The sequence below is a fragment of the Amycolatopsis sp. NPDC050768 genome (assembly GCF_040654155.1).
Lineage (GTDB): Bacteria > Actinomycetota > Actinomycetes > Mycobacteriales > Pseudonocardiaceae > Amycolatopsis.
Window position 1 is genome coordinate 607,632 of record NZ_JBFAHL010000001.1, and the last position, 21,493, is coordinate 629,124.

Sequence of the window (21,493 nt, forward strand, 5' to 3'; positions counted from 1 at the left end):
CATGGCACCCATCGACCACGACGACGAAACCACCCCCGACACCACCCCCACCGAGACCGTCGAGTCCACCGGTGAGCTGGCCACGGTCCACCCCCTGCGCACGGTCGAGTCCACCGGCCCGGCCATCCAGGGCGAGCTCGTCTCCGACGAGGAATGGGCCCTGCTCACCTCCCCGCGGGCGCAGGCCGCGTGGCGCTACCGCCAATACCGCGACAACGCGGTCACCGTCGCCCGGGTCACCCGCACCGCGGTCACCCACGACGCGACGAAGACGTCGCTGCGGTTCGTCGGCCGGCACGTTTCCTACACGATCGGCGGCGGCCTGATCGTGGCGAAGCGGGTGTGGGAGGCGAAGACGAACTCTCGCTACGAGCGGCTGATGCGCTCGGCCGAGTCCAGCGGCAACACCGAGGAGCTGCACTACTGGGAAGAGCGCGCGGAGCTGGCGAAGGAGAAGCGCCATCAGCGGGCGATGGACTGGCTGGAGGCACCGAAGCGGGTCGCGAAGGGCGCCGGGATCGTGCTGCTCGTGGCGATCGTGATCCTGTTCGGGATCGGCTGCATGCTGGGGATCGCGTTCAAGGACTGGGCCATGGTCGTGGCGCCGTTTACCGCGGTCACCGACGTGGTCCGCTGGGTCGCGATCGCGATTTCCGTGGCGTGGGGCCCGTTCCTGCTCGGTGCCCCGTGGCTCGCCGCGGTGGTGCTGCACCACCTCGGCCGCAAGGCCGAGGCTCACCCGTCGTGGCTGGCCCCGTCCGGCGCGACCGGGTCGGACGCAAACGTGCTGGTCACGGCCGATGGGATCGTGACCGCGCTGCGGCACCTGAACATCCCCGCGCTCAAGGCCGCGCTCAAGGATGGCTGGGCCCCACGGTTCGAGCTGACCCCGACCCGCGAGGGTTCGGGGGCGTTCAAGGGCTACCGGGCGATCGTGGACCTGCCGATGGGCGTGACCCCGACGATGGTCGCCGACAAGCGCGATGTGCTGGCCAAGAACCTCAGCCGCAACGCGGTCGAGGTGTGGGCCTCGGACTACGGCCAGGAGAAGGGCGGCAAGGCCGGCTACCTGAACCTCTACGTCGCCGACTCCGGGGTCATGGACAAGCCGACGCCGCCGTATCCGCTGCTCAGCGAGGGTATGGCCGACGTGTTCGAGGGTGTGCCGATCGGCATCACCCAGCGCGGCGACATCGTGTTCCTGCCGATCAACGGGTCGAACGCGGTGTTCGGTGGCCGGCCGGGGCAGGGAAAGTCCAACGCTCTGCGGGTGATGGTGCTTGGGGTCGCGCTGGACCCGCTGGCCGAGATCCGGGTGCACGTGTTCGCGCTCAACGGCGACTTCGACGCCTATGCACCGCGGCTGTCGATGTATGAGAAGGGAGCCAACCCCGAGCACGCCGCGCTGGCGGTCGAGCACCTGGAGCAGCTGTATGCCGAGGTAGAACGGCGTGAGGGGCGCCTGGCCGAGCTGGGCGCGAAGAAGCTCACCCGCCAGATCTCCGAGCAGCACGAGGACATGCGCCCGCTGCTCGTGGCCTTCTCCGAGTGCCACGAGCTCTTCGGCAACGCAGAGCACGGCAAAACCGCCGCTGACCTGGCAGTTCAGGTTGTGAAGCGGGGTCGTAAGACGGGCGTGAGCACCGTGTTCGACACCCAGTCGTCGCGGGCGGACGCGATCCCGTCGCAGCTGGTGGAGAACGTCGGCGCGAACGGCTGCTTCTCGGTGAAGACCTGGCGTTCCAACGACGGTTTCCTCGGTGACGGCAGCTTCGCCGCCGGGATCCGGGCCACGGAGCTGCGGTTCAACGTCGACCGCGGCACCATGGTCGCCACCGGCATGACCGAGGAGCTGTTCGAGATCGTGCGGACGTTCTTCGTCGAGGTCGACGACGACCGCGGCTGGGACCAGGCCACCGAGGTCATCGAACGGGCAATGGCCCAGCTCAAGCCCGGTACCGCCGTGGCCGGCGCCCGCCCGGCCGCCCAGATCGAAGCGCCGCGCGACCTGCTCGACGACGTGCTCGACGTGCTGGGCGACGAGGACAAGGTGGCCGCCACCGACGTGGCCGCCCGCCTGCGGGAACTCGCCCCCGGCCACCGGCCCTACCAGGGCCTCACCGCCGAGAAACTCGCCGACGCACTCAAGGGTGAGGGCGTGAAGGTCACCAAGGTCAGCGTCCTCACGGTGTTCACGGAGCGTGTTCGCGCCGCGATCGCCACGCGGGACGCCGACGCGTAGGGAGGGAACCCACCCGCTGTCCCCGAACCCCGCCCACAGCGGGCCGGGGACAGCGGCGCTCCCTCTCCTCCCTCGTTCCCTTCCCGATCATCGTCGCTGATCAGCCGTAGGGAGCCACCCAAGGCGGTCGGGAAGGGGATTTTCCCTTCCCGGCCCCGGATTCCCTCGCCCGCTCCCTGCCGATTCCCTACCTCGCCCACGCCTCATCATGCCCAAAATTGATTACACACAGTGATATTCGGAGGTTTGCATGTCCGCTAGTTCGTGACCCACCGCCGACCTCGGCGGCTTCGGACCAAGTCCCACTCGTGAAAGGAAAGTCATGTCCAGCACGCCCCGTGAATCCCAGATCAAGACCATCCTGCGAGCCCTCGCCGAGGCCGACGCCGCCATCACCACAGCCGAGAAACGAGGGGGCAACAAGGAGATGGCCGCGGCACACCGCGCCGCCGCGGTGGCCCAACGCGCCATGAAGAACGCGACCGGTGAAGAACTCGCCGCCGTGCGCGCCCGCCGGGGCCGCTGATGGCCCGCTACAGCCCCGGCGATGCCTCGACGCTCGCGCTGGCCGCGCACGAGGTCGCCCACGCCGTCGCCTGCCGTGCGGCAGCCACCCGCCGCGGGGGCAGGCTGGCCGTGCGGCGCGTGGTCCTCACCGCCGAACGCGGGTTCATCGAGCACGCCGACGCCGACCCCGCCAACCCCGACCAGATCGACACCGCTCTGATCATGACCCTCGCCGGCCGCGAAGGCGCCGCCCGCTGGGTCCAGCGCAACGCCGGCTACTGGCGCGGTGCCGCGCTGCGCTGGGCCGCCCAAGGCTGCGACTCGGACCTGGCCTACTTCCACCGGATCAAACACCACTCCACCCGCTCGACTGGCTGGCTCGAAAACCGGGCCCGCGCCGTGGTCGCCAGCAACTGGGGCCGCATCGACCGCCTCGCCCACCAGCTCGTCACCGACGGCCGCCTCTCCGGCCGCCATTTCAACTGACACCCATACACACCAACGCAGGCAAGGAGCCCGACCTGAACCTGACGATCGCGATCACGCTCGTGCACGACTTCGTCCGCGCCGAAGTGCCCGAGCACGCCCGCACCGCGGCCGACTCCGTCGCCTACACCCGGAAAACCCTCACCCGGGCCGAAGTGAACGAGCCCAGTCCGCCCGACACGAACCCACACGACGAACGCGTCTGGCAGGCGCACGTCGCCGTAGTCAAGGCGCGCGGCACCGAGATCACCCGCGCGCTCAAGAACGTCCGACGCTGAAACCCGACCAGGAAGGACCCACCATGACCAGCGACACCGCCGTCGATGGCGGCGACGAGCTCACCTCGATGTTCAACCAGCACGGCTTCGGCCCGGTCACCCGCACCTGGCTGGCCCGGCCCAACCACGACAACATCCCGATCTACACCATCGCACCCGACTCGCCCACCAAAGCCCACGCCCTGCTGCGGTGGCTGGACATCGTCGACGTGGTCGACGCGACCGCGGGCAAACGCGACGCCAAGGACCCGCTCGTGCGGCTCAACATCCGCGGCCGCTTCCCACACGGAGAGCGGGTCGTCGTGACGGCGATCTTCGACGAACGCACTGAGACCGCCCAGACCGACCACATCTACGCCGTCATCGAAGCCCAGCAGATCCGGCAGCTGGTGGCCAACCTCGCGGACATGGAACAGGACTGACCCCGAGCACGACCGCCCGCGACAGCTGACTAAACGACACGCCACTCACCCCGGCCGGCGCCCCGCTGGCCGGGGTGAGCCGTGTCCACAGTGGAGAAAGGGAGGCCCCGATGGCTGAGCGTCTGGTGGTGTCGCTGCGGCGGTGGGCGCTGGAGTTCGCTGGCAGGGGGTGGCCGGTCTACCCGCTGCGGCCCGGCGCCAAACGCCCGGACTGGCACCGCAAAGACCGCTGCCCGCAGACCGGGCGCTGCGCAGGCGGGCACGTCACCCCCGAGCAAATGTCCTCGACCGACCCCGAGCTGATCGAACGGGCGTGGGAGGCGACGCCGTGGAACATCGCCCTCTTTCCCGGCCCGGCCGGGATGCTCGGGATCGACTGCGACCAGCCCAAGCCCGGGCAAACCGGCGCCGGTGACCCCGACGGCTGGACCCAGCTGCAGCGGCTGGCGAACGAGCGGGGCGGGCCGCTGCCCGACACCTTCACTGTCACGACCCCCTCCGGTGGCCGGCACCTGCTCTACACCGTCCCGCCCGGGTGCCTGCTGCGCTCCACGGTCAAGCACATCGCCAGCAACGTCGACACCCGCGGCTGGGGCGGCTACCTCGTCGGCGCCGGATCACTCCGCCCGGACGGCGCCTACGAACTACTCGACGACACCAACCCGGCACCGCTGCCGGGGTGGTTGGTCCAAGCCAACGTCGAACACGCCTCCACGGCCATCTCAGCGCCACGCGAGCAGGCCGTAGCCGCGCCGAGTGCCTACGTGGCGAAGGCATTGCAGGGCGAGACCGACCGTGTCCGCAGGGAGCCACCAGGGCGGCGGAACAAGGTGCTCTCGACCGCCGCCTACGCGCTCGGGCAGCTCGTCGGCGCCGGGCTGCTCGACGAGCACCAGGCCCGCACTGACTTGCAGGCCGCCGTCGCCGCCTGGGGCGACACCGCCTCGCTGGGCAAAGACCACGGCGTCATCGAAACCAGCCTGCGCGCCGGCGCCGCCAACCCCCGGCGCATCACACCCCGCGGCCACCGGGCCGCATGACCGTGATGGAGGTGACACACGATGGCTCGTCAACACCCGTGGGTGCTCGCAGCGGTGTGCTGGTCGCCGGACCGGGAGTTCACCCGCGGCACCTGGCACGGCAAACCCCTGCTCTCGCACGGCATCGCGCCACGCGACAAGCTCGCGACCCGCCGCCAGTTGCGCGCGCTCGGCCTGCGCCCCGGCGGGCAGGACCCGGTCGCGTTCCTGTACTTCCGCTGCCGCAAGGCCGCGAAGATCGTGCACGCCGACCTCTACCTGATCGAGCACGCCAAACCGGTCCGGCCGATGACCCCCGGCCGTCGGGCCGCGCTCGACAAGGCCATGGCCGCACGCCGAACCTGCCGTAGTTGCGGCGAAACCGGCTGGGCCGAGCTGCCCCGCGCGCACCGCACCTGCGACCCCTGCCTCGCCGAGGACGGCCTCCCGCCCGACAGCCACCTGCACGACTTCCTCGCCGGCGAACCCACCCTCACCGCCGACGAGCACGCCGCACTCGACCACGCCCGCCCCGGGCAGAACGAGAACCCCGGATGGACACAGGAGATCGCCGCATGAGCACACGACTGAACGAGCACGCCCGCGAGCAGCTGCGCGCCGCCGGAGTCAGCCCGACCGAATGGGCCCGCCGCAACTACTTCATGGACGGCCAGTGGCACGGCGACGCCTGTGGCTGCCCCGACGATCGCTGCATCGGCTACCACCACGACGCCGAAGACGACTGCGGTTGCCTGCCCGCGTTGCTGGACTAGAGAGGAGTTGAGCATGGGATGGTTCAGCCCCCGCCGTGACCCCACCGACCCGCACCAGCTGCGCATCGCGATCCACGAACTTGGCCACGCCGCCGTCTGGTCCGACGCCGGACTCCAGATCCGGGAGGTCGTGCACACCGGGGATTCCGGGCACTGCGCCGTCGTGTGGGACCCGAACAACCTCACCGGCTACGCCGTCGGCTGTTGGGGCGGATTCGAGGCCGAAGACCGCTGGCTGCGTGCCCACCGCGCCGGACACGCCAGCCGGGGCAACGCCTCCCACGACATCGGCAACTTCCGCCACGTGAACCGGGGCCTCGACAAGCGCCTGTCCGAGGGCAGGGCCCGGGCCCTGGCTCGGGCCGCGGTCGGCCGCCACTGGCGCCGGATCGAAACCCTTGCGCCGCAACTCATCCATGCAGGGCGACTGACCGGCATTCGCCTCTGAACCCCGACTGCCGCCGAATGGCTCGTGCGTGCGGCCGTTGCGTCGCTCGAAGCCACCGGCCGCCGCGCCGCCTGACACCGCGCCCGTTGCGGTCTCCGACGTCGCGCTCGCTTGATGGGAGAACTTCCATGTCCAGCCAGCCAAATCCAAGCCGCCCGCTGTGGGCAGTGAACACCGAAGGGAGCCCGCGCGTGCGGATTGGAGAAGACCCCGAGGCGATCCGTGTGATCACCGACGCGGTGAACCGCCGCATCATCCCCGAAACCTACGTCTCGGACGGGGCGCCGGTGGTGGTCGAGGAGATCTCCGGGGCCGCCGACCCCGCCACCGCCGAAGATGACGTCGCGCTGCCGATCGTGGCCTCGGTGCTTAAGCCGGCACTGCTGGCCGGGTTGCTGGCCGAGCATGCCGAGGTCTACCGGCCCAAGCTCGTGCGCGACGCGTGGGTCGACACCGAAGTCAGCCCGCCCGGGCCGGTGCTCGCCGCGGTGCTGGCGCGCCAGTCCTGGCCCGGGTTGCCGGTCCTGCGGCGGATCATCTCCACCCCGGTGCTGCGCCCGGACGGGACCCTGCTGCAGGAACCCGGCTACGACCGGGCAACCGGCTTCTACCTCGCCGGCAACCACCACCTGCAGCGCGTGCCCGACCACCCCACACCGCAGGAAGTCGCCCAGGCCCGCGAGTTCCTGCTCGAACGGTTCCTGCGGGACTTCCCATGGCGCTCACCGGCCGACCGGGCGAACTACCTCGCCCTGCTCGTCACGCCCTTGATCCGGCCCTTCACCCGCGCTCTGTCCCCGTTCGGCATGATCGAGGCCTCGATGCCCGGCTCAGGCAAGACGATCCTCGCCGGCTGCGTCGGGCTCCTGGTCGGGCAGCGCGTGCTGACCTGGACCGAATCCGAAGACGAGCTGCGCAAGAGCATCACCACCGTGCTGTCGGACGCGGTCGGGGTGATCGTGTTCGACAACCTCGCCGAAGGCGCCGTCGTCGACTCCGCCGTGCTCGCCCGCCTGGTCACCGAGCGGACCTGGTCCGACCGCAAGCTCGGCACCAACGCCGCCGCCACGTTCCCGAACGACCGGCTGTGGCTGGCCACCGGCAACAACCTGCGCACTGGCGGCGACATGGCTTCCCGCTCGGTGTGGGTGCGGCTCGACCCGAACTGCCCCCGCCCGGAAACCCGCACCGGGTTCACCATCCCCAACCTCGACACCTGGATCCTCGACCCCGCCAACCGCGCCACCGTGCTGCGCCACATCCTGATCCTGATCCTCGACTGGACCGCCAACGGCGCACCCTCGGCCACCGCCGTCCCGCAGATGCGCCAGTTCACCCCCTGGGCCCGGCACCTCGGGGGCTTCCTCGAACACCACGGCATCCGCGGATTCCTCGCCAACGCCGACGCCACCCGCGACCTCGACGACGAAGACGCCGAATGGCGCTCGTTCTTCCTCACTTGGGAGGAGCTCCACGGCGAGCGACACCTGACCGCACAGGAACTGCGGGTCAGCGGCGAACCCACCGTCGGCACCGATCCGTGGGCCGGGACCTTTCCCGTCACCGCCTCCGGGAAGCCGCTCACCACCAAGAGCCTCGGCAGGAAGCTGGCAGGGCAGGTGGACCGCTGGCACACCGACGTCGTGTTACGCAGCGAAGTCGACAGCCACCGCAACTGCAAAACCTACTGGGTAGTACGCAACGACTCCTAGAACGAACGCCAAAAGAAACCCGCAAACCCGCAAACCCGCAAAAGATCTTGTTTCAACTCTCTCACCAGGGAAAACAAGGTCTCTCGGGGTTGCGGGTTTGTTTGATCATGAACCCCTCCAAACCCGCAAACCCGCGGGTTTGCGGGTTTCTCCCACCACCCCGCCACGAGAAACCCGCAAGCAAAGCCCCAGGTCAAAGGGCACTTTGCGGGTTTGCGGGTTTGCGGGTTTCTCTCCAGCCCCACGCCGCCAGACCCGCCAAACCCGCATCCCCCACCTGCCAGCACTCACTTCGCATCAACTACGGAACGTGACCAATTCGGCCAAGGAGGGCCGACCAGTGACACGACCCACTGCCCATCCGAGCCATCGCACCGAAGGGTCATCACCGCCATGGTCGCAAACCACAGCTCCGACAAAGACGAACTGCTCACGCTCGCCGAGGTCTGCCAAGAGCTGAAGATCGCCCGGTCGACCTTTTATGACTGGAAAGCACATGGTGAGGCGCCAGCCGTACACCGACTGCCCAACAACAAGCTGCGGATCAAGCGCACGACGCTGAACGCGTGGCTTCAATCGCGAATGGAGGAAGCTGCCTAATGGCCGACGTGTCGTACCAGGTAAAGGTGTGGACTCTGCAGAAGAGGAAGCACCGCAGCGGCAACGTGACTTACCGAGTTCGGTGGACGCTCGACGGAATCATGCCGCCGTATGGCAAGACATTCGGCACGTTCGCCCTGGCTGATGGCTACCGCTCGAACCTCATCGCCGCGGCGAGGAAGGGCGAGCCCTTTTACCTCGACGGCGGCCTGCCGCGCTCGCTGGCGGTGAAAGTCACCTCGTCGTTGTCGATGCTCGATCTAGCCGTTGGCCACGCAGATCAGAAGTGGGCGGGAGCCGCGCCCAAGTCCCGACGGAGTCTTGCGAGTTCGTTGGTGACGATCACCCTCGCGATGGTGCGAGAGGGCGCAGAAATCGACGTCACGAGTCGACAGGTGCGCATGGCGCTAACGCAGGCGTTCAATAAGAAGGTGAGCGACGACGGGCTTTCTGACGACGTCATCGCGCAGATGTCCGAAATTCGACGAGCGGTCCGACCGGCTGCTGATTTCGCGAAACCCAGCGTACTGCGGATGGTGCTCGACGGGTTCGCGCGGAACGTCAACGGATCGGTCTCGGCAGAAGACACCGTACGACTTCGCCGAGTCGCACTGCGCGACCTCCTTGACTTTGGAGTCGAGGAAAAGGTATTCGACACTAACCCCATGGACGAAGTGAAGGTCAAGAAGCGCAATTACGAAGTGGCGGCGGTAGAGCCTGGCGTCGTTGCCAACCCAATCCAAGGGCGCATGTTGATCGCCGCCGCGCGCGAGCGCCGCCCTGAGCTGGCGGCGTTCTTCGGCCTCATGTTCTACGCCGGTTTGCGTCCGGAGGAGGCGCTGGACTTGAAGGCCGCGGATCTGGAGATTCCGGCCGAAGGGCGCGGATGGCTTCGCTTAGGCTCGGCTCGCCCGCAGATCGGGGGCGAGTGGACCGACTCTGGCGAGCATTCCGAGGCGCGCCAACTCAAGCATCGTGCGCGTGGGTCGACTCGGTCGGTGCCGGTGGCTTCCGAGCTGACCGAGCTCTTGCACGCCCACATCGCGATCTTCGGCACTGCACCAGACGGCCGGCTCTTCCGGGGGATACGCGGCGGCAGCCTGAACACCTCGGTGTATCAACGGGTCTGGAGCGCCACGCGTCGTGACGTGTTCACACCCACCGTCGCGGTCGGCCCGCTGGCGAAACGGCCGTATGACCTGCGCCACGCTGCCCTGTCGCTGTGGCTCCGGACGACCGGCGATCCCACGCTCGTCGCGAAGTGGGCAGGGAACAGCCCGGCCATCCTGCTGAAGACGTACGCGAAGTGCGTGTCAGGAGGAGACGACCCGGCGGCCGAGAAGCTCGACGCCGCCTATTCGGCCTGAAACGGGAGCACCTGGCCGCGGCCACGGTGCGGCCACCACGCGGCCAAAACAGCCGGACGCGACCGGACACGGCCGGACAACACAAGATCACCCCCGTGACCTGTTGACGCTGGTCACGGGGGTGATTTGGCTGGTGTGGCAGGTGAGGGATTCGAACCCCCGAAGGCTGAGCCGTCTGATTTACAGTCAGATCCCTTTGGCCGCTTGGGTAACCTGCCATGGCCGGGTGACCGGCCGCGTAGAAGGATACCCAACGGTCCGACGCGCCGATCAACCGGGGACCCCACCAGGTGACAGGGGCTAGGCTGGTGGCCCCTGACGAGCGAGTACGAGGTGTGAGGACACGTGGCGGATCCCTCTTTCGACGTGGTGAGCAAGGTCGACCGCCAGGAGGTGGACAACGCCCTGAACCAGGCGAGCAAGGAGCTGGGCACCCGGTTCGACTTCCGGGGCACGGGCACGAGCATCGACTGGTCCGGCGAAGAAGCGCTCACCATCGAGTCGGAGACCGAGGAGCGGGCGCTCGCGGCCGTGGAGGTCTTCAAGGAAAAGCTGATCAAGCGCAGCATCTCGCTGAAGGCGTTCGAAGCCGGCGAGCCCGCGCTGTCCGGCAAGATCTACAAGATCGGCGGCAAGATCCTGCAGGGCATCGCGTCGGACAAGGCGAAGCAGATCGCCAAGTTCATCCGCGACGAAGGCCCGAAGGGCGTCCAGGCCCAGATCCAGGGCGACCAGCTGCGGGTGTCGGGCAAGAAGAAGGATCAGCTGCAGGACGTGATCGCCCTGTTGAAGGGCAAGGATTTCGAGATCGCGTTGCAGTTCACGAACTATCGCTGAGGCGCCGCGGGCATCCGGTCGCAGGGTGCCCGCCTCGACGTCCCGTCTGGTGACGTAGCGCGTTGACGGTGAGCGACTCCGGGCTGTCGCTGAGGAATCGCCAGTGCGGACGGCCGGCAGCCGCGGCCACGACACCCCTCCGCCGACGCCCGAGGACGGTGGCGTCGTGTGGGGTTCGGCGCTGACCGGACGACCAGACCGTCGACCGACGTCACTGCTGCTGAGCCGACCTGGCGAACTGCGTCGGAGTTTGGCCGTAGCGGGATTTGAACGCGCGGATCAGGTGGCTGCTGTCCGAGAACTGCCAGCGGGCCGCGACTTCCGAGACGGTGGCGTGGCCCGTGGCCAGGTCCGAACGCGCGCGTTCCAGGCGGCGGCGCCGGACGTAGGCCGTGACGGACTCGTCGAAGCCGGCGAAGGCGCGGTGGAGGGTGCGGACCGAGACGTTCAGGTGGCGGGCCAGCACGGCCGGCGAGAGGTCCGCGTCCGGGAGCAGGGCGTCGGCGAGGTCGCGGGCGGCCTGGGCCAAGGCGGTGGCCAGCAAGGGGTCGGCGCAGTCAGTGTGGCCGAGGATGACGCCCTTCGCCAGTTCCACCAAGGACGCGCGCGCGGTGATGAGGCCGGCCGGGGTGAGGGTGTCGACGGTGGCCTCGACGGCGCGGGTCTGGGCGAGCAGAAGGCGGACCTCCGCCGAGCCGGCGAGACCGATCACGTGCCGGTCGGCCAGGTGGGGGCGCAGCTGGTCGACGGGCAGCTGCAGGACGGTCGCGGTCGTGCGCGGCTCGACCTCGAACGTCCACGAGGGATCGTTGAGGCGCACCACGAACTGGCGTCTCCACACCCTCCACCACGGACGAACGCGGCGCTGAGGTTCAACGGAGACGGCGTTCGCGTCCAATCGCGTGGCACCGGGGCGTTCCTAGCGTGAGGCGGAGCGCCGCCGGGGAGTCCGGCAGGCCCGGTGCGGAAGGACCCGCCATGACCGCGGACCCGGCAGCACAGATGCTCGACCTGCTCACCGGCGGCTGGGTCGCCCAGACCCTGCGCGCCACGGCGGAGCTGAACATCGCCGACCACCTCGCCGACGGTCCCGCCACGGCCGAGCAGGTCGCGGAGCGTGAGGGCAGCGACCCGCGCACGACGTACCGGCTGATGCGCGCCGCGTCGTCACCAGCGTCGGGCCCGGCACGGGGAAGTCCGAAGTGGTGGCGCCGATCTCGTTGACCGCGAGGTCCATGGTGCCGCCGCCCTGGACCCAGACGGCGGAGTTGCCGCGCGAGCCGGTTTTGAAGGTCGCGTGGGTGACGCCCGCGGGGACCACCAGCACAGCGTCGCCCTTGCCGGCGTAGGGCTTGCCCGCCGTGACGGCAGGGAGGGTGCGGTGGTCGGAGAGGGTGGCGGTCCACGAGGAGTTCGCGTTGATCGTGAGGGTGCGGGAGGGGTCGCGGCCTTCGGTGACGTTGAACCAGACCGTGCCGTGGTACGCGCCGATGGCGTTGATGAGCGAATTCTCGTCGCCGTCGGTGTGGACGAAGATGTTGGAGTCGCAGTGCGGACAGTCGAAGGTGAGGTAGCCGGGGACGTCGGTGGGCCACGACAACTGAACCGTGGCGTCGCCCTTGCCGGTGTGGGTTTCCGTCGGGGCTTCCAGGCGACGCGGGGGCGGGGGCGGCGCAACCGAAGTCGACGAAGGCGCGTCGACACCCAGCGACCCGAGGATCACCCCGCGCCCCGACGGCTGGACGCTGCACGAGGCCGTGACCAGGCCCGCGAGCAGCAGCACCGCAACACGCCCGCGGACGCGCGTCATCAGACATTCCCCCTCGTGAGCCGCCGCGCGGCTCTCAGGTGATCTTTCGTCACCCTTTGACGATCCGTTACCTCCACCTGACACCCGATCGGGCGGGTCAAACCCCTCGACCGGGTGGAGTCCTGGCGCTGACCTGCGGAAGCGCCGCAAAGCGGGCCGGAACGGAAGCGGTTGCGTGGTGTAATCGCGCGGCCCGCCCGCGAGAGAGGTTCGCCGATGCGCCGTTGGACACCCGTGATCGCCTTCCTCACGTCACTGGTGGTGCTGGCCGCCGGGCTCACGCCCGCGTCGGCCGTGGTCGACAAGCAGCAGCTGGTGCCGGGGTACGGCTCGTACGCGCGGCTGATCCGGCTGCAGTACTCGCCGTTCGGCAAGGGGCACATCCTCGCGTCGCTCACGAGTGAGGACGGCGGCGGCAAATTCACGCCCATCATGGAGAGCACCGACGAGGGCGCGAGCTTCCACAAGATCGGCGAGATCCGCGACCCCGACGGCAAGCTCGGCGAATGCTGCGGCACCCTCTACGAGCTGCCCCAACGCGTCGGCCGGCTGCGCGCGGGCACCGTGCTGTGGGCCGCCAGCTACCGGCAGGACGCGGGCGCCCAGCGGCGCATCGGCATCAAGGTCTGGGCCAGCTCCGACGGCGGGAAGCGCTGGACGTACCTGTCCGAGGCCGCGGTCTCGCACAACCACGACGGCATCTGGGAACCCGAGTTCACCGTCGACGCCGGCGGCACGCTCTGGCTGCACTACGCCGACGAGACCCAAGCCCCGAAGTACGCGCAGGTGCTCAACCGCGTCGCGTCCACCGACGGGATCCACTGGGGCACTAAACAGCTCACGCTGGCCATCCCGCCCGACCGCGTCCGCCCGGGCATGCCGATCATCCGGCGCCTGCCCGACGGCCGGTACTGGTTCAGCTACGAGATCTGCAACTACGGCGACCGCTACTGCGACCCGTACTACAAGATCTCCGCGGACGGCGCGAACTGGGGCGATCCGGCCGATCCGGGCACGCGCGTGAACACGGCCGGCGGCAACTACTTCCAGCACGCGCAGACCGTCACGCTCTTCCCCGGCGGCCCCAACGGCGTGCGGCTCGTGATGGTCGGGCAGATCTACACCAACGCCAAGGGCACGCCCGTCGCCGGCAACGGCCAGACCTTGCTCGCCAACGACAACCTCGGCGCCGGCAACTGGTACCCGCTGCCCGCCCCCATCCTCATCACCGGCATCTACAACAACTTCTGCCCCAACTACTCGTCCACGCTGCTGCCGGTCGACGGCGGGAAGAGCGTGCTGGAGGTCGCGACCGAGTACAACCTCGGCTGCAAGGCCTACTTCGGCAAAGGTCCGATGGGCTGACACACTCACTCGGGACGGTGAACGCCACGAGTGAGGAGACGGATGAAGGGCATCGTGCTGGCGGGGGGCAGCGGGACGCGGCTGCACCCGATCACGCAGGCCGTGTCGAAGCAGCTGCTGCCGGTCTACGACAAGCCGATGATCTACTACCCGATCTCGGTGCTCATGCTGGCCGGCATCCGCGAGATCCTGGTGATCTCCACGCCCGCCGACCTGCCGAACTTCCGGCGCCTGCTGGGTGACGGCAGCCAGTTCGGGCTGTCGTTCAGCTTCGCCGAGCAGCCCAGCCCCAACGGTCTGGCCGAGGCCTTCGTCATCGGCGCCGATTTCGTGGGCGACGACTCCGTGGCCCTCGTCCTGGGCGACAACATCTTCTACGGCCAGGGTTTCTCGCGCACCCTGCAGGACGCGTCGACCGACCTCGACGGCTGCGTGCTGTTCGGATACCGCGTCAAGGACCCCGAGCGCTACGGCGTCGGCGAGATCGACGGGTCCGGCAAGCTCGTGTCGATCGAGGAGAAGCCGGTGAAGGCGCGCTCGAACAACGCGATCACCGGGCTGTACTTCTACGACAACGGCGTCGTCGACATCTCGCGCGCGCTGAAGCCGTCGCACCGCGGCGAGCTGGAGATCACGGACGTCAACCTCACCTACCTGCGCGAAGGCCGCGCCACCCTCATCGAGCTCAGCCGCGGCTTCGCCTGGCTCGACACGGGCACGCACGACTCGCTGCTGGAGGCCGGGCAGTTCGTGCAGGTGCTGGAACACCGCACCGGGGTGCGCATCGCCTGTCTCGAGGAGATCGCGGCGCGCATGGGCTTCATCAGCGCGGACGAGTGTTATGCGCTGGGGACGAAGCTGGCGAAATCGGGGTATGGGGATTACGTGATGAGCGTGGCGCAGTCGTTGGGTGCGACCGGGGCGTAGCTCCGCTCAGAAGCCCCGCGCCATCGCTTCCAGGCGGCGGATGCGGTCCTCGATCGGCGGGTGCGTGGAGAACAGCTTCGACAGCCCCGCGCCCGGGCGGAACGGGTTGGCGATCATCAGGTGGGACTGCGAGACGACGGCCGGTTCGGGGGCCAGAGGCGCCGCGCGCGTGCCCGCCTCCAGTTTGCGCAGGGCCGAGGCCAGGGCGAGCGGGTCGCCCGTGAGCTCGGAGCCCGAGGCGTCCGCCTGGTATTCGCGGGAGCGGCTGACGGCGAGCTTGATCACCGACGCCGCGATGGGGCCGACGAGGACGAGCAGCAGGGACACGAACGGGTTGCCGTCGCGGCTGTTGCCGCCGAAGAAGAAGGCCAGGTTGGCGAGCACGCTGATGACGCTGGCGAGCGCGCCGGCGACGCAGGAGATCAAAATATCCCGGTTGTAGACGTGCGACAGTTCGTGGCCGAGGACCGCTCGTAGCTCGCGCTCGTTGAGCAGGTCGAGGATGCCCGCGGTGCAGCACACGGCGGCGTGTTGCGGGCTGCGGCCGGTGGCGAACGCGTTGGGCGCGACCGTCGGGCTGAGGTAGAGCGCGGGCATCGGCTGGCGCGCGGTGGTGGCCAGCTCGCGCACGATGCGGTACATCGCGGGCTGCTCGACCTCCGACACGGGCCGCGCGCGCATGGCGCGCAGGGCGAGCTTCTCGGAGTTGAAGTAGGCATACGCGTTGACCCCGAGGGCCAGCACCAGGCCGATGATCAGCGCGCCGCGGCCGAAGAGGCTGCTGATCGCGATGATGATCGCCGACAGCAGACCGAGCAGCAATGCCGTCTTCAGCCCGTTCTGGTGTTTGTGCACGCGGCTCGCCTCCGTCCGCTTGTCAGGGGTGATTACTCATCGGAAACAACGCGATCGGGCGACCCGAAGTTCCTTCGCATGATCCACCGGCGGGTTATGGTCGGGAAAGTTTTCCCAGGTGATCATCCTCGGCGGAGGTGGGCGATGCGCGGTCCCGAACTGAGCCGACGGGGGCTGTTCGCCCTGGCCACGGCCGGGGTGGCCACCGCCGCGCTGCCCGGGACCGCGTTTGCGGAGCAGGTGAGCGTCGTCGACGTCGGCGGGGCGCTCACGGCCGTCGCGGTGAATCCGATCACGGGGCTGGTGTATGTGACCGACTCGAACTCCGGCTCCGTCGCCGTGATCGACCCGGCCGCGGGGCGCGTGACCACGATCATCACGGTCGGCGGCAAGCCCAGCGACGTCGCCGTGGACTCGGCCGCCAACCGCGTGTACGTGGCCAACCCGCCGGGCGGCACGGTGATCGCGCTCGACGCGCTCAGCCACCAGACGATGAGCGTCGTCGGCGCGGGCGCCGGCGCGTCGTCGCTCGCCGTGGACTCGGCGGCGAACAAGGTCTACGCCGTGAGCGACACCTCGGGGACGCTCGCCATCCTCGACACGCTGAGCCTCACCACGCAGCGGATCGTGGCGGCGCCGAAGCCGAGCCTCGCGGGGATCGCGCTCGACACCGGGCGGCGCATCGCCTACTGCACGAGCCCCACCACCGACTCGGTCGAGGTGTACGACATCGACGCCGGCAAGTTCACGAGCAGCGCCGGGGTCGGCGCGTCGCCCACGGGTGTGGTGGTGCACGAGGCGAGCGGCACCGTGTTCGTGGCCAACTCGGCGATCCACCACATGTCCATTGTGGACGCCGTGACGCGCGAGCAGAGCAAGACCGTGTTGCTGCGCAGCGAAGCTTCGGCGATCGCCGTGCACCAAGGCACCGACACGATCTACACCAACGGCGGCCAGAACGGACTGTCCCGAGTGGACGGCAAAGCCGGCGTGCTGACAGGCGAACTGAGCCTCGGCGTGAACCCGGGCGACGTGGCCGTCGACCAGCGTTCGCGCGCCGTTTACGTGACGGATCCCTTGCACGGAACCGTTTCCGTCATCCGCAATTTCTGACGCCGCACCTGGTGTAACTCCAGGTATACGTTCGGTCATATGAAACTCGGACTGCAGATCCCCAACTTCACCTGGCCAGGAGGTCCGTCGAAGCTCGGCGCCGACCTCGCCTCCGTCGCGCGCTCGGCCGACCAGGCCGGCTTCGAGTACCTGGCGGTGATGGACCACTTCTTCCAGATCCGCGGCGTCGGACCGAGCGAGAACGAGATGCTCGAGGCGTACACGGCGCTGGGCTTCCTCGCGGCGCACACCGAGCGCGCGAAGCTGCTCACGGTGATCACCGGCGTGATCTACCGCCACCCGGGCCTGCTCGCGAAGGCCATCACGACCCTCGACGTGCTTTCCGGCGGCCGCGCAGTGCTCGGCATCGGCGCCGGCTGGAACGAGGAGGAGTCGAAGGGCCTCGGCTTCCCGTTCCCGTCCACCGCGGAGCGCTTCGAGCTGCTCGAGGAGAACCTGCAGTACATCCTGCAGATGTGGGACGAGGGCGACGCCGCGTTCTCCAGCAAGCACTTCGAGGCCGAGCGCCTGCTCAACTCGCCGCAGCCGATCACGCGCCCCCACCCCCCGATCATGATCGGCGGCGGCGGCGAAAAGAAGACGCTGCGCTTCGTCGCCAAGTACGGCGACGCGTGCAACATCTTCAACACCCCCGACCTGGAACACAAGCTCGATGTGCTCAAGCAGCACTGCGAGAACGAGGGCCGCGACTACGACGAGATCACCAAGACCGTCTACCACACCCTCGACATCGGCGCCGACGGCGAGAAGACGGGCGAGCTCCTGGCCGAGCTGGAGCGTCTGCACGGCCTGGGCTTCCACGCGGCGATCGGCAGCATCCCGACGTTGCCGGATGTGTCGGTGATCGAGAAGTTCGCGAAGGACGTCATCCCGGCGGTCGAGAAGCTCGCATGAAACTGGGATTGCACCTCCCCCAGCTGACCTGGCCGAACGGTCCGGCGGCACTCGGGCCCGACCTCGCCACGGTGGCCAAAGCCGTGGACGAGGCCGGGTTCGAGTACCTGTCGGTGATGGACCACTTCTTCCAGATCTCGCGCTACGGCCCGCCCGAGCGCGAAATGCTGGAGGCGTACACGACGTTGGGGTTCCTCGCCGCGCACACTTCGCGGGTCAAGCTGCTCACGCTGGTCAGCGGCGTGATCTACCGGCACCCGGGCCTGCTCGCGAAGGCCGTCACAACCCTCGACGTGCTCTCCGGCGGCCGCGCGATCCTCGGCATCGGCGCCGGCTGGAACGAAGAGGAAGCGAAGGGCCTCGGCTTCCCGTTCCCGCCGCTCAAGGAGCGCTTCGAACAGCTGGAAGACGCCCTGCGCTACGTCCTGCAGATGTGGGCCGAAGGCGACGACGCGTTCTCCGGCAAGCACTTCGAGGCCGAGCGCCTGCTCAACTCGCCGCAGCCGATCACGCGCCCCCGCCCCCCGATCCTCATCGGCGGCAGCGGCGAGAAGAAGACGCTGCGGTTCGTCGCGCAGTACGCCGACGTCTGCAACCTCTTCCCCGGCCCGGACCTGCCGCACAAGCTCGACGTGCTCAAGCAGCATTGCGCCGCCGTCGGCCGCGACTACGACGAGATCACCAAAACCGTCGCGCTGTGGCTCGACATCGGCGAGAACGGTGAGAAGACCGGGCAGCTCCTCGACGAGCTGGGGCAGCTCGCCGAGCTCGGCGTCCACGCCGCCATGGGGTGGATCCCGGGTGTGCCCGATCCGCGGGTGATCGAGAAGTTCGGCACCGACGTAACCCCAGCGGTGGAGAAGCTCTAGACCACCGCCGCAACACAGTCACAATCCCTCGCCGGGGTGCGGGAAAAACCCACGCACCCCGGCGCGGCGTTTACTCTCCGCACACGCCGCCGGACAAGGTAAAGACCACGCCAATCCCCTGCTCCCACCAGGCGAACAAGCCGGGAAAAGCGCTGCGAACCGGGCCGAGCACATCTCATTCGGAAAACGGTGGTCCACCGCTCACACGCTCGCTGTAACGACCCCCCGCTGGTCATCGACGTGTCTAGCACGCAAGCCGCGAGCCGAGGAGCCCGTTGATGACCACATGCCGACTCTGCGGTTCGACAGCTCTGGTGAGTGTCGTCGATCTCGGAGCGACCCCGCCGTGTGAGCGGTTCCTGACCGCGGAACAGCTGGTCGAGCCCGAGAACACCTACCCGCTGCACCTGCAGGTCTGCACGGAGTGCTGGCTGGCGCAGATCCCCCCGCTGATCACTCCCGAGGACACGTTCACCGATTACGCGTACTTCTCGTCGTACTCGACCTCGTGGGTCGAGCACGCCAAGCAGTACGTCACCGAATCGGCCGAGCGGCTCGGGCTGGGGTCCGGCTCGTTCGTGGTCGAGGTGGCGAGCAACGACGGTTACCTGCTGCAGCACGTCGTCGAGCGGGGCATCCGGTGCCTGGGCATCGAGCCGTCGGTGAACGTCGGGCAGGCGGCGCGCGACAAGGGCGTGCCGACGAAGACGGCGTTCCTCAGTCCCGAGACGGGGCGCGACGTGCGTGAGGAACACGGGCCGGCGGACCTCGTCGCGGCAAACAACGTGTACGCGCACATCCCCGACATCATCGGCTTCACCCACGGCCTGCGCGCCCTGGTGGCCGACGACGGCTGGGTCAGCATCGAGGTGCAGCACCTGCTCACGCTGATCAGCGAGAACCAGTACGACACGATCTACCACGAGCACTTCCAGTACTACACCGTGGAATCCGCGCGTCGGGCGCTCGCGGTCGGCGGACTGTCCGTTGTGGACGTCGAGCTGCTGCCGACGCACGGTGGCTCGATCCGCCTGTGGGCGCGACCGATGGAGGTCGCCGGCGAGCCGAGCGCGCGGATGGTCGACGTGCTGGAGCGCGAGAAGGCCGCGGGCCTGCACGAGCTGTCGGGCTACACCGAGTTCGCCGAGCGCGTCACGCGCGTGCGCCTCGACCTGCTGGAGTTCCTGGTCAAGGCGGCCAAGGAGGGCAAGACCGTGGTGGGCTACGGCGCACCCGGCAAGGGCAACACGCTGCTGAACCACTGCGGCATCCGCCCCGATGTGCTCGCCTACACCGTCGACCGCAACCCGTACAAGCACGGCCGGTACACCCCGGGCACGCGCGTGCCGATCCTCGAACCCGAGCGGATCGCGGCCGACAAGCCCGACTACGTCCTCGTCCTTCCCTGGAACCTCAGGAAGGAACTCACCGAACAACTGTCCTATGTAGACGACTGGGGCGGGCGGCTCGTGTTCCCGATCCCCCGTCTCGAGATCGTCGAGGTGAAGCAGTGAAGGTAGTCCTGTTCTGCGGCGGCTACGGCATGCGAATGCGCAACGGAGACGCCTCCGACGTGCCCAAGCCGATGGCCATGGTCGGCCCGAGACCGCTGATCTGGCACGTGATGCGCTACTACGCGCACTTCGGCCACACCGAGTTCGTGCTGTGCCTGGGCTACGGCGCCCACCACATCAAGGAGTTCTTCCTCAACTACAAGGAGACGACGTCCAACGACTTCGTGCTCCGCGGCGGAAAACCCGAACTCCTGAGCACCGACATCTCCGACTGGACCATCTCCTTCGTGCAGACCGGCATCGAGTCACCGATCGGCGAGCGCCTGCGCCGCGTGCGCGAGTACCTCGACGGCGACGAGATGTTCCTCGCCAACTACGCCGACGTGCTCACCGACGCGCCGCTGGACAAGATGGTCGAGCGCTTCGAGCAGACCGACGCCGGCGCGTCGATGATGGTCGTGCCGCCGCAGTCTTCGTTCCACTGCGTGGAGATGGACGAGGGCGGGCTCATCGGCGCGATCACCCCGGTCAGCGACATGCCGCTGTGGGAGAACGGCGGCTACTTCGTGCTGCGCCAGGAGATCTTCGACCACATCCCCGAAAACGGCGACCTCGTCGCCGACGGCTGCGGCGAGCTCGCCAAGCGCGGCCGGCTGCTGGCCTACCCGTACCGCGGATTCTGGAAGCCGACCGACACCGTGAAGGAACGCTTCGCGCTCGACGAGGGCTACACCCGCGGCGACCGGCCGTGGGCGCTGTGGGAACGGGACCGGGTGCACGCGTGATCAGGCTCGGCACGGAAAAGCTCGACAGCGTCGTGGTGCTGGGTGCGCACTGCGACGACATCGCCATCGGCGCCGGCGGGACGCTGCTCACGATCTGCGAGCAGCGGCCCGGCCTCCGCGTCGACGCGCTGGTGCTGTCGGGCGGCGGCACCGAACGCGAGGCCGAGGAACGGGCCGCGCTCGCCGCGTTCTGCCCGGGCGCGGACCTCGACGTCACGGTGCTGAAGCTCCCCGACGGCCGCCTCCCGGCACACTGGGACGAGGCCAAGAACGCGCTGGAGGAGCTCAAGCAGCGCACCGACCCGGACGTGGTCTTCGCACCGCGCACGGCCGACGCGCACCAGGACCACCGCGGCCTCGCGCAGCTGGTGCCCACGGTCTACCGCGGGTACCTGGCGCTGGGTTACGAGATCGTGAAGTGGGACGGCGACCTCGGCCGCCTCCCGGCCTACGTCCCGCTCGCGGACGAGCTGGCCGAGCAGAAGGTGCGGCTGCTGCAGGAGCACTACGCCTCCCAGCGGCACCGCCCCTGGTACGACCGCGAGGCCTTCCTTGGCCTCGCCCGCATCCGCGGCATCGAGTGCCAGCAGCGGTACGCGGAAGCGTTCGAACTGAACAAACTCGTTCTCGACCTGAGGGGCTGACTGAC

General features: G+C 68.7%; 24 protein-coding genes and 1 tRNA gene. 22 read left to right on the forward strand and 3 right to left on the reverse strand.

The annotated features are described in order from the left end of the window. Window position 1: 1 nt before the first annotated feature. The 12 genes from AB0H62_RS03160 to AB0H62_RS03215 all read left to right on the forward strand — a co-directional run bounded on the left by AB0H62_RS03160 (window position 2) and on the right by AB0H62_RS03215 (window position 9,854). On the forward strand, window positions 2-2,242 hold the full coding sequence (locus AB0H62_RS03160; RefSeq protein ID WP_360583810.1) for an FtsK/SpoIIIE domain-containing protein: 2,241 nt from the start codon (window positions 2-4) through the stop codon (window positions 2,240-2,242). A gap of 322 nt (window positions 2,243-2,564) precedes the next feature. Continuing rightward, window positions 2,565-2,768 (forward strand): hypothetical protein, encoded by a 204-nt coding sequence (locus AB0H62_RS03165; RefSeq protein WP_360583812.1) that lies wholly within the window; start codon window positions 2,565-2,567, stop codon window positions 2,766-2,768. Beyond that, window positions 2,768-3,235, forward strand: a complete 468-nt coding sequence (locus tag AB0H62_RS03170) for a hypothetical protein (protein WP_360583814.1) — start codon at window positions 2,768-2,770, stop codon at window positions 3,233-3,235. Before AB0H62_RS03165 ends, AB0H62_RS03170 begins: the two co-directional genes overlap by 1 nt. A gap of 62 nt (window positions 3,236-3,297) precedes the next feature. After that, a complete protein-coding gene (locus tag AB0H62_RS03175) occupies window positions 3,298-3,513 on the forward strand; it encodes a hypothetical protein (protein ID WP_360583816.1) in 216 nt (71 codons plus the stop codon). 23 nt (window positions 3,514-3,536) lie between these two features. Continuing rightward, window positions 3,537-3,935, forward strand: a complete 399-nt coding sequence (locus AB0H62_RS03180; protein WP_360583817.1) for a hypothetical protein — start codon at window positions 3,537-3,539, stop codon at window positions 3,933-3,935. 110 nt (window positions 3,936-4,045) lie between these two features. After that, the gene (locus AB0H62_RS03185; protein ID WP_360583819.1) at window positions 4,046-4,975 is read left to right on the forward strand and encodes a bifunctional DNA primase/polymerase; all 930 of its coding nucleotides are present in this window, start codon (window positions 4,046-4,048) and stop codon (window positions 4,973-4,975) included. A gap of 21 nt (window positions 4,976-4,996) precedes the next feature. Then, window positions 4,997-5,533: an RRQRL motif-containing zinc-binding protein gene (locus AB0H62_RS03190; protein ID WP_360583821.1), complete on the forward strand. Its 537-nt coding sequence runs from the start codon at window positions 4,997-4,999 to the stop codon at window positions 5,531-5,533. Beyond that, entirely contained in the window at window positions 5,530-5,727 is a 198-nt protein-coding gene (locus AB0H62_RS03195) for a hypothetical protein (RefSeq protein ID WP_220244397.1), read from the forward strand. Before AB0H62_RS03190 ends, AB0H62_RS03195 begins: the two co-directional genes overlap by 4 nt. Before the next feature lie 13 nt (window positions 5,728-5,740). After that, the gene (locus AB0H62_RS03200) at window positions 5,741-6,175 is read left to right on the forward strand and encodes a hypothetical protein (protein WP_360583823.1); all 435 of its coding nucleotides are present in this window, start codon (window positions 5,741-5,743) and stop codon (window positions 6,173-6,175) included. A gap of 191 nt (window positions 6,176-6,366) precedes the next feature. After that, window positions 6,367-7,887 carry a hypothetical protein gene (locus AB0H62_RS03205; RefSeq protein ID WP_360583825.1) on the forward strand — a complete coding sequence of 507 codons (1,521 nt, stop codon included), beginning with the start codon at window positions 6,367-6,369 and terminating at the stop codon, window positions 7,885-7,887. Window positions 7,888-8,280: 393 nt separating this feature from the next. Further along, complete coding sequence (locus AB0H62_RS03210; protein ID WP_360583827.1) at window positions 8,281-8,487, forward strand: helix-turn-helix domain-containing protein; 207 nt, start codon at window positions 8,281-8,283, stop codon at window positions 8,485-8,487. Continuing rightward, entirely contained in the window at window positions 8,487-9,854 is a 1,368-nt protein-coding gene (locus AB0H62_RS03215) for an integrase (protein ID WP_360583829.1), read from the forward strand. Before AB0H62_RS03210 ends, AB0H62_RS03215 begins: the two co-directional genes overlap by 1 nt. A gap of 136 nt (window positions 9,855-9,990) precedes the next feature. Here the strand turns inward: AB0H62_RS03215 and AB0H62_RS03220 are convergent. Next, window positions 9,991-10,072, reverse strand: a tRNA-Tyr gene (locus tag AB0H62_RS03220). 127 nt (window positions 10,073-10,199) lie between these two features. Between AB0H62_RS03220 and AB0H62_RS03225 the strand changes: the two genes are divergently transcribed. Beyond that, on the forward strand, window positions 10,200-10,691 hold the full coding sequence (locus tag AB0H62_RS03225; RefSeq protein ID WP_220246029.1) for a YajQ family cyclic di-GMP-binding protein: 492 nt from the start codon (window positions 10,200-10,202) through the stop codon (window positions 10,689-10,691). 211 nt (window positions 10,692-10,902) lie between these two features. Here AB0H62_RS03225 and AB0H62_RS03230 read toward each other — a convergent pair whose 3' ends face one another. After that, window positions 10,903-11,532, reverse strand: a complete 630-nt coding sequence (locus tag AB0H62_RS03230; RefSeq protein ID WP_360583831.1) for a helix-turn-helix transcriptional regulator — start codon at window positions 11,530-11,532, stop codon at window positions 10,903-10,905. Window positions 11,533-11,693: 161 nt separating this feature from the next. Here AB0H62_RS03230 and AB0H62_RS03235 point away from each other — a divergent pair, with 161 nt between their 5' ends. The 3 genes from AB0H62_RS03235 (at window position 11,694) to rfbA (ending at window position 14,793) form a co-directional block, all read left to right on the forward strand. After that, entirely contained in the window at window positions 11,694-11,915 is a 222-nt protein-coding gene (locus tag AB0H62_RS03235) for a methyltransferase dimerization domain-containing protein (RefSeq protein ID WP_360584647.1), read from the forward strand. A gap of 802 nt (window positions 11,916-12,717) precedes the next feature. Further along, complete coding sequence (locus tag AB0H62_RS03240) at window positions 12,718-13,866, forward strand: sialidase family protein (protein WP_360583833.1); 1,149 nt, start codon at window positions 12,718-12,720, stop codon at window positions 13,864-13,866. Window positions 13,867-13,908: 42 nt separating this feature from the next. Further along, window positions 13,909-14,793, forward strand: a complete 885-nt coding sequence (gene rfbA / locus AB0H62_RS03245; protein ID WP_220246024.1) for a glucose-1-phosphate thymidylyltransferase RfbA — start codon at window positions 13,909-13,911, stop codon at window positions 14,791-14,793. 6 nt (window positions 14,794-14,799) lie between these two features. Here the strand turns inward: rfbA and htpX are convergent, their stop codons facing one another. After that, a complete protein-coding gene (gene htpX / locus AB0H62_RS03250) occupies window positions 14,800-15,648 on the reverse strand; it encodes a zinc metalloprotease HtpX (protein ID WP_220246023.1) in 849 nt (282 codons plus the stop codon). Window positions 15,649-15,792: 144 nt separating this feature from the next. Here htpX and AB0H62_RS03255 point away from each other — a divergent pair, with 144 nt between their 5' ends. The 6 genes from AB0H62_RS03255 (at window position 15,793) to AB0H62_RS03280 (ending at window position 21,488) form a co-directional block, all read left to right on the forward strand. Further along, entirely contained in the window at window positions 15,793-16,761 is a 969-nt protein-coding gene (locus AB0H62_RS03255) for a YncE family protein (RefSeq protein ID WP_360583836.1), read from the forward strand. Between the two features lie 39 nt (window positions 16,762-16,800). Continuing rightward, a complete protein-coding gene (locus AB0H62_RS03260) occupies window positions 16,801-17,676 on the forward strand; it encodes an LLM class F420-dependent oxidoreductase (RefSeq protein ID WP_360583838.1) in 876 nt (291 codons plus the stop codon). Then, a complete protein-coding gene (locus AB0H62_RS03265; protein WP_360583840.1) occupies window positions 17,673-18,545 on the forward strand; it encodes an LLM class F420-dependent oxidoreductase in 873 nt (290 codons plus the stop codon). The genes AB0H62_RS03260 and AB0H62_RS03265 overlap by 4 nt, the downstream gene beginning before the upstream one ends. A 278-nt stretch (window positions 18,546-18,823) precedes the next feature. Further along, window positions 18,824-20,059 carry a class I SAM-dependent methyltransferase gene (locus tag AB0H62_RS03270; protein ID WP_220246019.1) on the forward strand — a complete coding sequence of 412 codons (1,236 nt, stop codon included), beginning with the start codon at window positions 18,824-18,826 and terminating at the stop codon, window positions 20,057-20,059. Beyond that, entirely contained in the window at window positions 20,056-20,844 is a 789-nt protein-coding gene (locus tag AB0H62_RS03275) for a glucose-1-phosphate cytidylyltransferase (RefSeq protein WP_220246018.1), read from the forward strand. Before AB0H62_RS03270 ends, AB0H62_RS03275 begins: the two co-directional genes overlap by 4 nt. Next, window positions 20,841-21,488, forward strand: a complete 648-nt coding sequence (locus AB0H62_RS03280; RefSeq protein WP_360583843.1) for a PIG-L family deacetylase — start codon at window positions 20,841-20,843, stop codon at window positions 21,486-21,488. Before AB0H62_RS03275 ends, AB0H62_RS03280 begins: the two co-directional genes overlap by 4 nt. Window positions 21,489-21,493 lie beyond the last annotated feature (5 nt).